The sequence below is a fragment of the Microbulbifer maximicatervae (SeqCode) genome (genome assembly GCF_052468155.1).
This window is the reverse complement of sequence record NZ_CP174335.1, coordinates 1,813,410-1,825,208: the sequence shown is the minus strand read 5'-3', so window position 1 is coordinate 1,825,208 and position 11,799 is coordinate 1,813,410. Positions and strand designations below refer to the sequence as shown.

General features: G+C 54.9%; 10 protein-coding genes. 1 reads left to right on the top strand and 9 read right to left on the bottom strand.

The window, feature by feature from the left end; translation table 11 throughout:
- Nucleotides 1–4 precede the first annotated feature (4 nt).
- The 4 genes from rplW to rpsJ all read right to left on the bottom strand — a co-directional run bounded on the left by rplW (nucleotide 5) and on the right by rpsJ (nucleotide 1,988).
- The gene (rplW, locus tag ACJJIY_RS07795; RefSeq protein WP_282934398.1) at nucleotides 5–301 is read right to left on the bottom strand and encodes a 50S ribosomal protein L23; all 297 of its coding nucleotides are present in this window, start codon (nucleotides 299–301) and stop codon (nucleotides 5–7) included.
- Nucleotides 298–912 carry a 50S ribosomal protein L4 gene (gene rplD, locus ACJJIY_RS07790; RefSeq protein ID WP_020411385.1) on the bottom strand — a complete coding sequence of 205 codons (615 nt, stop codon included), beginning with the start codon at nucleotides 910–912 and terminating at the stop codon, nucleotides 298–300. Before rplD ends, rplW begins: the two co-directional genes overlap by 4 nt.
- 18 nt (nucleotides 913–930) lie before the next feature.
- On the bottom strand, nucleotides 931–1,566 hold the full coding sequence (gene rplC / locus ACJJIY_RS07785; protein WP_108731654.1) for a 50S ribosomal protein L3: 636 nt from the start codon (nucleotides 1,564–1,566) through the stop codon (nucleotides 931–933).
- A gap of 110 nt (nucleotides 1,567–1,676) precedes the next feature.
- The gene (rpsJ, locus tag ACJJIY_RS07780) at nucleotides 1,677–1,988 is read right to left on the bottom strand and encodes a 30S ribosomal protein S10 (RefSeq protein ID WP_010133849.1); all 312 of its coding nucleotides are present in this window, start codon (nucleotides 1,986–1,988) and stop codon (nucleotides 1,677–1,679) included.
- Nucleotides 1,989–2,162: 174 nt separating this feature from the next.
- Here rpsJ and ACJJIY_RS07775 point away from each other — a divergent pair, with 174 nt between their 5' ends.
- On the top strand, nucleotides 2,163–2,639 hold the full coding sequence (locus tag ACJJIY_RS07775) for an aminoacyl-tRNA deacylase (RefSeq protein WP_282934399.1): 477 nt from the start codon (nucleotides 2,163–2,165) through the stop codon (nucleotides 2,637–2,639).
- 189 nt (nucleotides 2,640–2,828) lie between these two features.
- Here ACJJIY_RS07775 and tuf read toward each other — a convergent pair whose 3' ends face one another.
- The 5 genes from tuf to rpoC all read right to left on the bottom strand — a co-directional run bounded on the left by tuf (nucleotide 2,829) and on the right by rpoC (nucleotide 11,730).
- Complete coding sequence (gene tuf / locus ACJJIY_RS07770) at nucleotides 2,829–4,022, bottom strand: elongation factor Tu (protein WP_108731642.1); 1,194 nt, start codon at nucleotides 4,020–4,022, stop codon at nucleotides 2,829–2,831.
- Between the two features lie 76 nt (nucleotides 4,023–4,098).
- On the bottom strand, nucleotides 4,099–6,204 hold the full coding sequence (gene fusA, locus ACJJIY_RS07765; protein WP_444892717.1) for an elongation factor G: 2,106 nt from the start codon (nucleotides 6,202–6,204) through the stop codon (nucleotides 4,099–4,101).
- Nucleotides 6,205–6,294: 90 nt separating this feature from the next.
- Entirely contained in the window at nucleotides 6,295–6,765 is a 471-nt protein-coding gene (gene rpsG, locus ACJJIY_RS07760; protein ID WP_152451131.1) for a 30S ribosomal protein S7, read from the bottom strand.
- Nucleotides 6,766–6,875: 110 nt separating this feature from the next.
- On the bottom strand, nucleotides 6,876–7,250 hold the full coding sequence (gene rpsL / locus ACJJIY_RS07755) for a 30S ribosomal protein S12 (RefSeq protein ID WP_108731651.1): 375 nt from the start codon (nucleotides 7,248–7,250) through the stop codon (nucleotides 6,876–6,878).
- A gap of 250 nt (nucleotides 7,251–7,500) precedes the next feature.
- Nucleotides 7,501–11,730 (bottom strand): DNA-directed RNA polymerase subunit beta', encoded by a 4,230-nt coding sequence (gene rpoC / locus ACJJIY_RS07750; protein WP_282934401.1) that lies wholly within the window; start codon nucleotides 11,728–11,730, stop codon nucleotides 7,501–7,503.
- Between the last annotated feature and the right edge of the window lie 69 nt (nucleotides 11,731–11,799).

Genomic DNA, 11,799 nt, shown 5'->3' with positions numbered 1-11,799 from the left:
CCCTTTACTCAGCAGCTTCAAAATTAATGTCGCTGCCCTCAGCCAGGCGAACGTAGGCTTTTTTCCAATCGCTGCGCTGGCCCATGCCATTGCGAGTGCGCTTGGTTTTGCCCTTTACGTTCACGGTGCGAACCTGCTCAACGGAAACGTTAAACAGCTTCTCAACCGCAGCCTTGATCTCAGCTTTTTCGGCGTCGGTGGTAACCTTGAAAACTACCTGATTGGCGCTATCCGCCAGTCCAGCAGCTTTTTCGGAAATTACCGGGCCCAGCAGTACTTTGTAGAGTCGCTCTTGGTTCATCCCAGCACCTCTTCAATTTTCTTGAGCGCAGAAACGGTAACCACGACCTTATCAAAGCGAATCAGGCTTACTGGATCGATCGCCTGTACATCGCGGACGTCGATCTTGTGCAAGTTGCGTGCGGCCAGGTAGAGGTTTTCGCTAACCTCTTCAGTCACGATCAGCGCATCGGACAGGTCAAACTGAGCCAGTTTGCTTACCAGCTGCTTGGTCTTGGGTGCGTCCACATCAAAGGACTCAACCACTACCAGGCGCTCCTGACGAGCCAGCTCAGACAGAATGCAACGCAGTGCAGCGCGGTACATTTTTTTGTTCAGCTTAACGCTATGATCGCGTGGATCAGCGGCGAAAGTTACGCCACCGGAACGCCACAGCGGGCTGCGGATAGTACCGGCACGTGCGCGGCCAGTACCTTTTTGGCGCCATGGCTTCTTACCACCACCAGAAACATCGGAACGATTTTTCTGCGCCTTGGTACCCTGGCGAGCGCCGGCCATGTAGGCCACAACTGCCTGGTGTACCAGATCTTGGTTGAACTCACGTCCGAAAGTCACTTCAGAGACAGCTACTGTGCCTTTAGCGCCTTCGGGAGTAGCGATATTCAGTTCCATATCTATTTCCCCTCAGACTTAGGCTTTAACTGCCGGACGAACGATAACGTTGCCACCGGGTGCACCGGGTACAGCGCCTTTAACCAACAGCAGGTTGCGTTCGGCATCGACACGAACCACTTCCAGGTTTTGCACGGTTACGCGCTCAGCACCCATATGTCCGGCCATCTTCTTGCCTTTCCATACGCGGCCAGGAGTCTGACATTGACCGATAGAACCGGGTGCGCGGTGAGACAGGGAGTTACCGTGGGTTGCGTCCTGGGTGCGGAAATTCCAACGCTTAACGCCGCCCTGGAAGCCTTTACCTTTGGAAGTGCCGGTTACGTCGATCATCTGGCCAGCTTCGAAGCTGGAAACAGTAATTTCAGAACCGATTTCGAAAGTCTCTTCGGAACCGTCAGTGCGCAGTTCGAAAAGATTTGTGCCAGCCTCTACATTGGCTTTGGCGAAGTGGCCCGCTGCGGGCTTGGAGACACGGGAAGCTTTGCGGCTGCCTACTGCTACTTGAACAGCGCTGTAACCGTCAGTTTCCTGAGTTTTCACTTGGGTGACGCGATTCGGAGCAACCTCAACAACGGTTACCGGAATGGATACGCCATCTTCAGTGAAGATGCGAGTCATGCCGCTCTTGCGGCCGACAATACCTATAGTCATCTTTTTTAACCTCTCAGTGCACGGGGCTTTAACCCACTGCGGCCGCCCAATTTCAGAGCGTTACACTACCCGGACCGTTTTCGCCCGGGATTCGGTAGTTAGTAAAAGTGTTAGCCGAGACTAATTTGGACCTCAACACCGGCCGCCAGATCGAGCTTCATCAGCGCGTCGACGGTTTTCTCGGTAGGCTCAACGATGTCCAGCAAACGCTTGTGAGTACGGATCTCATACTGATCGCGAGCGTCTTTATTAACGTGCGGGGAAATCAGTACGGTGTACTTCTCTTTGCGAGTCGGCAGCGGGATAGGACCGCGAACTTGTGCGCCAGTGCGCTTAGCCGTCTCTACGATCTCCTGAGTGGACGCATCGATCAGCTTGTGATCGAAGGCCTTCAGGCGAATACGGATACGTTGACCCTGCATGGAATCAAACTCCAATTATTAACTAAAGAACGTCCTCTTACGCAGCCCCGAGGGCGGGCGAAAAGGAGCGCGAATTCTACGGGGAGCGCAGCAGGCTGTCAACTGTACAGGCTGATCAAATTTCAATCTGCTGAAACTACAATTGAGTACCCCAAGCGGAACGAGGTATCCACAATGACTATCGCCGCAACACTGAGTCAATATTTAAATGACCAATCGGTCGATTATCATCTGATTCAGCATCCACACACTCGCACCAGCCGGGAAAGCGCCCGCGCCGCCCATGTGCGTGAGGATCAGGTGGCAAAAGCGATTTTGCTTCAGGATATAGAGGGTTACGTAATGGCTGTGATCCCTGCCAGCAGCAGCCTCGATATGCGCTCGCTTCACAATGAGACAGGGCGAAACTCACTGCAAATGGTCTCGGAAACCGAACTCGGCGCCATATTCCCTGACTGTGAACTGGGCGCCCTGCCCGCCCTAGGCCAGGCTTACGGAATTACCACCCTGCTAGACACTAGCCTTGGACACCGTGAAACCATTTACTTTGAGGCCGGTGACCACGAAGAGCTAGTCGAGATGAGCGGCCCTCAATTCACCAAGCTGTTTGCGGGCAGCAGAAGCTGTGATTTAAGCCGGGATTGGCCATAAGCTCGCTAGATTAAAAGTAAATATTAGCGGCCGCAGATATGCCGGAAAGGATTCAATATTGAGCCGTTACAAAGAGGGGTGATGCTCGCAGCACCAAACAACACCAGTTGGTGTAAGCAGGCAATTATCGGGCACAAAAAAAGCCGCAGCGCGTCCGCTGCGGCTTTTTATTTAGATCAGGAGTAACTATTACTCGATGATCTTGGCAACAACGCCCGCACCTACGGTACGACCACCTTCACGGATAGCGAAGCGCAGGCCGTCTTCCATGGCGATCGGAGCGATCAGGGTAACAACCATTTGAATGTTGTCGCCCGGCATTACCATTTCAGTACCTTCCGGCAGCTCTACCGCACCAGTTACATCGGTAGTACGGAAGTAGAACTGAGGACGGTAGCCTTTGAAGAACGGGGTGTGACGACCACCTTCGTCCTTGGACAGTACATACACTTCCGCTTCGAACTTGGTGTGCGGAGTGATGGAGCCCGGCTTAGCCAGTACCTGACCACGCTCTACTTCGTCACGCTTGGTGCCGCGCAGCAGTGCGCCGATGTTCTCACCAGCACGACCTTCGTCGAGCAGCTTGCGGAACATTTCAACACCAGTACAGGTAGTAGTAGTGGTTTCTTTGATACCAACGATTTCGATCTCGTCACCAGTGTTGATCACACCGCGCTCTACACGACCAGTTACAACAGTACCACGGCCAGAGATAGAGAATACGTCTTCGATCGGCATCAGGAACGGCTGATCTACAGCGCGCTCTGGCTCAGGGATGTACTCGTCCAGAGTCTCTACCAGCTTCTTAACAGCGGTAGTACCCATTTCGTTGTCGTCTTCGCCGTTCAGGGCCATCAGAGCGGAACCAACGATGATCGGAGTGTCGTCACCTGGGAACTCGTACTGGTCCAGAAGTTCGCGAACTTCCATTTCTACCAGCTCGAGCAGCTCTTCGTCGTCTACCATGTCCGCTTTGTTCAGGAATACAACGATGTAAGGTACACCTACCTGACGGGAAAGCAGGATGTGCTCACGAGTCTGCGGCATGGGGCCGTCAGCTGCGGAACATACCAGGATAGCGCCGTCCATCTGAGCAGCACCGGTGATCATGTTCTTAACGTAGTCGGCGTGTCCCGGGCAATCTACGTGAGCATAGTGGCGAGTCGGGGACTCGTACTCAACGTGAGAAGTAGCGATGGTGATACCGCGCTCACGCTCTTCCGGTGCATTGTCGATACCGTCGAAAGCAACAGCGTCACCGCCCCAAACTTCCGCACATACGCGGGTCAGAGCAGCAGTCAGGGTGGTTTTACCGTGGTCAACGTGACCGATGGTGCCCACGTTCACGTGGGGCTTGGAACGTTCAAACTTTTCTTTTGCCATCTTTAGATGTCCTCTAGCTAAAAGTTTGCCAAAGGGGCCCCAGCTGTTGGCCCGACCCCCTTTAAGCAGAAGTTAATTAGGCCTTAGTCTTGGCGATGATCTCATCGGCAACATTTTTCGGCGCTTCGGCGTACTTCAGGAATTCCATGGTGTAGGTAGCACGCCCCTGAGTAGCAGAACGCAGGTCGGTTGCGTAACCGAACATTTCTGCCAGAGGTACTTCCGCATTGACAACCTTACCGGAGGGGTTGTCTTCCATACCCTGGATGAGGCCACGGCGACGGTTGAGGTCACCAACCACATCACCCATGTTCTCTTCCGGAGTTACCACTTCCACCTTCATCATCGGCTCGAGCAGTACCGCACCGCCCTGACTGGACAGCTTCTTGGTCGCCATAGAACCGGCGATCTTAAACGCCATTTCATTGGAGTCCACATCGTGGAAGGAACCGTCGTACAGAGTCGCCTTCAGGCCCAGCAGCGGGTAGCCGGCCAGAACACCGTTCTTCATCTGCTCTTCGATACCTTTCTGTACCGCAGGAATGTATTCCTTCGGTACCGCACCGCCCACGATTTCGTTAACGAATTCCAGACCTTCCTGAGACTCGTCTTCGGCGGGCTCAAACTTCACCCATACATGACCGTACTGACCGCGACCACCGGACTGACGAACGAACTTACCTTCGATCTCAGAGGTGTTGCGGATAGTTTCACGATAGGCAACCTGAGGCTTACCGATGTTCGCTTCAACGTTGAACTCACGCTTCATGCGGTCAACGATGATATCCAGGTGCAATTCACCCATACCGGAGATAATGGTCTGACCGGTTTCCTCGTCAGTCTTCACGCGGAAGGACGGATCTTCCTGGGCCAGCTTGCCGAGGGCAATACCCATTTTTTCCTGGTCCGGCTTGGACTTGGGCTCAACCGCAACAGAAATTACCGGCTCGGGAAACTCCATACGCTCCAGAACAATCTTGTTGTCTTCGGCACACAGGGTGTCACCAGTGGTTACGTCTTTCAGACCAATCGCAGCAGCGATGTCACCAGCCAGTACTTCTTTAATTTCCTGACGATCGTTGGAGTGCATCTGCACCATACGACCGACACGCTCTTTCTTCATTTTTACGGAATTGTATACCGCAGTACCGCTCTCCAGCTTACCGGAGTAAACACGGAAGAAAGTCAGGGTACCAACGAAGGGATCGGTAGCAATTTTGAACGCCAGTGCAGCGAACGGCGCGTTGTCGTCAGCTTCGCGGCTCTCAACAGTTTCGCCATCTTCCAGAGTACCTTCGATCGCCTTAACTTCAGTCGGCGCCGGCAGGTATTCGATAACTGCGTCCAGTACAGCCTGTACACCCTTGTTCTTGAACGCAGAACCGCCCAGAACCGGTACGATTTCGTTGGCCAGGGTACGCTGACGGATAGCTGCCTTGATTTCTTCTTCGGACAGCTCACCTTCTTCCAGGTATTTTTCCATCAACTCTTCGCTGGCTTCAGCGGCCGCTTCTACCAGGTACTCGCGCATTTCGTCGCACTCGTCCTGCAGCTCAGCGGGGATGTCAGCGTAGTCGAAAGTCATGCCCTGGTCGGCTTCATTCCACAGAATGGCCTTCATCTTCACCAGGTCAACAACACCCTTGAACTCGTCCTCAGAGCCGATGGTCATCTGCAGAGGTACAGCATTCGCGTTCAAGCGATCTTTCAGCTGGCTCACAACGTTGCGGTAGTTCGCACCGGCGCGGTCCATTTTGTTTACGAATACCATGCGCGGTACTTCGTATTTGTTCGCCTGGCGCCATACGGTTTCAGTCTGAGGCTGAACACCAGAGGAGCCACACAGTACAACAACAGCACCGTCGAGTACGCGCAGGGAGCGCTCAACTTCAATAGTGAAGTCAACGTGTCCTGGGGTATCGATGATGTTTACGCGGTGCTGGTCGAACTGCTGCTGCATGCCAGACCAGAAACAGGTAGTTGCAGCAGAAGTAATGGTGATACCACGCTCCTGCTCCTGCTCCATCCAGTCCATGGTGGCAGCACCTTCGTGTACTTCACCAATTTTGTGGGATAGACCAGTGTAGAAAAGTACGCGCTCGGTAGTAGTGGTTTTACCGGCGTCTACGTGGGCACAGATACCGATGTTACGGTAACGTGCGATGGGCGTTTTACGTGCCACAGTTGTATCCTCGATATAACGGCAAAAGGCAGCCTGGAAATTTCCGTGCTGCCTTTCGGTATTAATTTCCGATGTTGGTATTCATCAGACTTAGAAGCGGTAGTGAGAGAATGCCTTGTTGGCTTCTGCCATGCGGTGTACATCTTCACGCTTCTTGACCGCGCCACCCTTGTTTTGGGCTGCGTCGATCATTTCGTTGGCCAGACGCTGAGCCATAGATTTCTCACCGCGCTTACGGGAGAACTCCACCAACCAACGCATTGCCAGAGCCGTACGACGCGAGGGGCGCACTTCTACAGGCACCTGATACGTCGCACCACCAACACGGCGGGACTTTACTTCCACCATAGGCGCGATATTTTCCAAAGACTCCTCGAATACTTCGATCGGATCTTTGTTCAATTTTTCAGAAATAGTTTCAAGTGCACCGTATACGATACGCTCTGCAACTGACTTCTTGCCGCTGATCATGACGTGGTTCATGAACTTGGCCAGGGTGACGTTCCCGAACTTGGGGTCCGGTAGCACTTCGCGCTTGGCGACTACTCGTCTTCTCGGCATGGGTATTGCCTCTCTTCAGGGTTATTCTGAGACGCCGCCGTAAAACATTACAATCCGGCGAGCTCAGCCTTACTCCGGTTGGAAACCGAAACGCAAATCGTTAAAGGTGATTAACCTTTAGGACGCTTGGCGCCGTACTTAGAACGGCCCTGCTTGCGATCGTTTACGCCGGCACAGTCAAGTGCACCGCGTACAGTGTGGTAGCGCACACCCGGCAGGTCTTTTACACGACCGCCGCGAATCAGTACCACGCTGTGCTCTTGCAGGTTGTGGCCTTCACCACCGATGTACGAAGTTACTTCGTAACCGCTGGTCAGACGCACACGGCAAACCTTACGCAGTGCAGAGTTCGGCTTCTTCGGTGTAGTGGTGTACACACGAGTGCAAACTCCGCGACGCTGCGGGCTAGCCTGCAGAGCAGGAACGTCGCTTTTTTCAACTTTGCGTTTTCTCGGCTTACGAACCAACTGGTTGATCGTTGCCATTAAAAATCACTCCAAAAATAAAATGCCCCCAGCTCTAACAGTGAGGGCCTATCGTCTGTGTGTATCGTCCGATCCTGGGATCAAACGGAACACCCCACATAAGCGGGGGCCGCATTCTATAAGCGACAACCCGCCTAGTCAATCGGCGACGGAAGTAAGTGCTTACATCACAGACAGTCGCCAATATCAGATCGGGCACCTAAGTGCCCCAACCTACCCCACTCCACCGACAGATAGAGTGAGATACGCCTTATTCGCCTGAGGACTTCAGTGCCTCAGTCAGAGCCGCTTCAACCTCAGCTGCGGAAGGTCCTTCACCGAAGGCCTCTTCCAGCTGCAGGCTGCGCTTGCGCTTGCGCTCGCTGTGGTAAGCCAGACCGGTACCAGCCGGGATCAAGCGACCCACAACCACGTTCTCTTTCAAGCCACGCAGGTTGTCTTCCTTACCAGTTACCGCCGCTTCGGTCAGAACGCGAGTGGTTTCCTGGAACGAAGCCGCTGACAGGAAGGACTCAGTTGCCAGGGACGCTTTGGTAATACCCAGCAGCAGGCGCTCGAACTGAGCGGGCTGCTTGTTCTCGGCACGCAGCTGTTCGTTCTCTTCGATCACGCGCTGGTATTCAACCTGGTCGCCCTTAATCAAGCTGGAATCACCCATCTCGGTGACTTCAACTTTACGCAGCATCTGACGCACGATGGTTTCGATGTGCTTATCGTTAATACCTACACCCTGGAGGCGGTAAACCTCCTGGATCTCGTTGGTGATGTAGCGAGCCAGCTCTTCAACACCTTTCAGGCGCAGAATATCGTGCGGGTTGGACGGGCCATCGGAGATAACCTCACCCTTCTCTACGGTTTCACCTTCGAACACGGTCAGCTGGCGATGCTTTGGAATCAGAACCTCGTAGTGGTCCTTACCATTGGCCAGCGGCTTGCCGTCGCGCGGAGTAATCTGCAGACGAACCTTGCCTTTGGTCTCCTTACCGAAGGAAACGGTACCGGAGATTTCCGCCAGAATGGACGGCTCTTTCGGCTTACGCGCTTCAAACAGGTCGGCAACGCGGGGCAGACCACCGGTGATATCCTTGGTACCGCCGGATTCCTGCGGAATACGTGCAATTACGTCACCCACGTTCACCTGCTTACCTTCAGCCAGGCTGAGGATTGCACGCGGCGGCAAGGCGTAGTGCGCAGGCGCATTACTGTTAGCCAGAGTCAGCTCTTCGCCGTTCTCATCCAGCAGGGTTACCGCTGGGCGCAGATCTTTACCCGCTGCCGGGCGCTCGGCCGGATCGATAATCTCGATAGAAGACAAACCAGTGATATCGTCGGTCTGCTTGCGGATGGAGAGCCCTTCTTCCATACCGGACAGTTTCACCCAACCGGCAACCTCGGTGATGATCGGGTGGGTGTGCGGGTCCCACTTGGCCACGATCTGGCCACCATCTACCTCAGCACCTTCATAGACGCTGATCACAGCACCGTAAGGCAGCTTGTAGCGCTCGCGCTCGCGACCGGCGCTGTCGGCAATCGCCAGCTCACCGGAACGGGACACGGCTACCAGAGTGCCGACTTCGGTTTTAACCGTCTTAACATTGTGCAGACGTACGGTACCGCCCTGCTTCACCTGGATGCTGTCCGCAGCGGAGGCACGGCTTGCAGCACCACCGATGTGGAAGGTACGCATGGTCAGCTGGGTGCCCGGCTCACCGATGGACTGTGCGGCAACAACGCCCACAGACTCACCCGGGTTGGCGCGGTGGCCACGGGCCAGGTCGCGGCCGTAACACTGGGCACAGATACCGTGTGCAGTCTCACAGGTGATCGGGGAGCGAACCAGAACCTCATCGATGCCCATGGCTTCGATGCGCTCTACCCACTTCTCGTCGATCATAGTGCCGGCAGAAACGGCGATTTCATCACTGCCCGGTTTCAGTACATCGCGGGCCACTACACGGCCGAGGATACGGTCACCGAGAGATTCGATAACGTCACCGCCCTCGATTACCGGCGCCATGGTCAGACCGTCGTCGGTGCCACAATCCAGCTCGGTAATTACCACGTCCTGGGCCACGTCAACCAGACGACGGGTCAGGTAACCGGAGTTAGCGGTTTTCAGTGCGGTATCCGCAAGACCTTTACGAGCACCGTGGGTCGAGATGAAGTACTGCTGTACAGTCAGACCTTCACGGAAGTTTGCCGTAATGGCGTTTTCGATAATGGAGCCATCCGGACGGGCCATCAGACCACGCATACCAGCGAGCTGACGGATCTGAGCTTCAGAACCACGAGCACCGGAGTCTGCGTACATATATACGGAGTTGAAGGAGTCCTGCTTGGTCTCGTTGCCCTCGCGGTCGATCACCTTCTCTTTCTTGATACCGGCCATCATCGCCTGGGTTACCTTGTCGTTGGTGCGGGACCAAACGTCGATAACCTTGTTGTACTTCTCACCCTGGGTTACCAGGCCGGAAGCAAACTGGCTTTCAATCTCTTTCACTTCCGCTTCAGCGGCATCGATCAGCTCAGCTTTCTCAGCTGGAATCTCAAAGTCGTTCACACCAATGGAGGAACCGGACTTGGTAGAGAAATCGAAACCGGTGTACATCAGCTGGTCGGCAAAAATAACCGTCGCCTTCAGGCCTACCTTACGGTAGCACTCGTTCAGGGCGCGAGAGATCGCCTTTTTCTTCATCGGCTGGTTGACGTGCGCAAACGGCAGGCCTTCCGGCACGATGTTCCACAGCAGCGCGCGGCCTACAGTGGTGTCCTGAATGGAGATAGTCTCGTGCTTCTCACCGTCTTCGCCGACGATATTTTCGCGGATACGTACTTTGATCTTCGCTTGCAGACCAACCTGCTTGGCGTAGAAAGCGCGGCTCACCTCTTTGATGTCGGAGAAGAACATGCCTTCGCCTTTATCGTTAACGCGCTCGCGGGTCATCCAGTACAGACCCAGTACCACGTCCTGGGACGGTACGATAATCGGCTCACCGTTGGCAGGCGACAGGATGTTGTTGGTGGACATCATCAGCGCGCGGGATTCCAGCTGCGCTTCGATCGTCAACGGTACATGTACCGCCATCTGGTCACCGTCGAAGTCGGCGTTATAGGCCGCACAAACCAGCGGGTGCAGCTGGATTGCCTTACCTTCAATCAGTACCGGTTCAAACGCCTGGATACCCAGACGGTGAAGGGTCGGTGCACGGTTAAGCAGTACCGGGTGCTCGCGGATCACTTCGTCGAGGATATCCCAAACGACAGCTTCCTCGCGCTCAACCATCTTCTTGGCAGCTTTGATCGTAGTGGCCAGGCCACGGGATTCCAGCTTGCCAAAGATAAACGGCTTAAACAGTTCCAGTGCCATCTTCTTGGGCAGACCACACTGGTGCAGACGCAGGGTCGGACCTACCACGATCACGGAACGACCGGAGTAGTCAACACGCTTACCCAGCAGGTTCTGACGGAAACGACCCTGCTTACCTTTAATCATGTCAGCCAGGGACTTCAGCGGGCGCTTGTTGGAGCCGGTGATGGCGCGACCACGACGGCCGTTATCCAGCAGTGCGTCAACAGATTCCTGCAGCATGCGCTTTTCGTTGCGCACGATAATGTCTGGCGCGTTCAGCTCAAGCAGACGCTTCAGACGGTTGTTACGGTTGATCACACGACGGTAGAGGTCGTTCAGATCGGAGGTCGCGAAACGGCCGCCATCCAGCGGTACCAGCGGACGCAGATCCGGCGGCAGAACCGGCAGAGCCTTCATCACCATCCACTCCGGGTTGTTGCCGGACTTGTAGAAGGCTTCCAGCAGCTTCAGGCGCTTGGACAGTTTCTTGATCTTGGTTTCGGAGTTGGTCGCAGGGATCTCTTCACGCAGGCGCTGGATTTCCGCTGGCAGCTCGATGTCCGCCATCAGCTCCTGGATCGCCTCGGCACCCATCTTCGCTTCAAACTCGTCGGCGAACTCTTCCATCGCCTCAAAGTACTGCTCGTCATTCAGCAGCTGGCCGCGCTCCAGGGTGGTCATACCCGGCTCGGTAACCACGTAAGATTCGAAGTACAGCACGCGCTCGATATCGCGCAGGGTCATGTCCAGCAGCAGGCCGATACGGGACGGCAGGGACTTCAGGAACCAGATGTGTGCAACCGGGCTGGCCAGCTCGATGTGACCCATGCGCTCACGGCGAACCTTGGCCTTGGTCACTTCAACGCCACACTTCTCACAGATAATGCCGCGGTGCTTCATGCGCTTGTACTTACCGCACAGGCACTCGTAGTCTTTTACCGGGCCAAAGATCTTGGCACAGAACAAGCCTTCACGCTCAGGCTTGAAGGTACGGTAGTTGATGGTCTCCGGCTTTTTCACTTCGCCGTAGGACCAGGAGCGAATCATGTCCGGTGATGCCAGACCGATACGAATCGCATCAAACTCTTCCAGCTGCTCCTGGGACTTCACCAGATTTAATAAATCTTTCAAGGCCTTTCCTCCACTAGGGGGTAGTCAACCCGGCACTCGCACTAGCCGCCGGGCTAGCCAGCTGCCCCA

Coding starts and splice junctions, on each gene's coding strand:
- rplW (WP_282934398.1), bottom strand. CDS start 301: ATGAACCAAGAGCGACTCTACAAAGTACTGCTGGGCCCGGTAATTTCC.
- rplD (WP_020411385.1), bottom strand. CDS start 912: ATGGAACTGAATATCGCTACTCCCGAAGGCGCTAAAGGCACAGTAGCT.
- rplC (WP_108731654.1), bottom strand. CDS start 1,566: ATGACTATAGGTATTGTCGGCCGCAAGAGCGGCATGACTCGCATCTTC.
- rpsJ (WP_010133849.1), bottom strand. CDS start 1,988: ATGCAGGGTCAACGTATCCGTATTCGCCTGAAGGCCTTCGATCACAAG.
- ACJJIY_RS07775 (WP_282934399.1), top strand. CDS start 2,163: ATGACTATCGCCGCAACACTGAGTCAATATTTAAATGACCAATCGGTC.
- tuf (WP_108731642.1), bottom strand. CDS start 4,022: ATGGCAAAAGAAAAGTTTGAACGTTCCAAGCCCCACGTGAACGTGGGC.
- rpsG (WP_152451131.1), bottom strand. CDS start 6,765: ATGCCGAGAAGACGAGTAGTCGCCAAGCGCGAAGTGCTACCGGACCCC.
- rpsL (WP_108731651.1), bottom strand. CDS start 7,250: ATGGCAACGATCAACCAGTTGGTTCGTAAGCCGAGAAAACGCAAAGTT.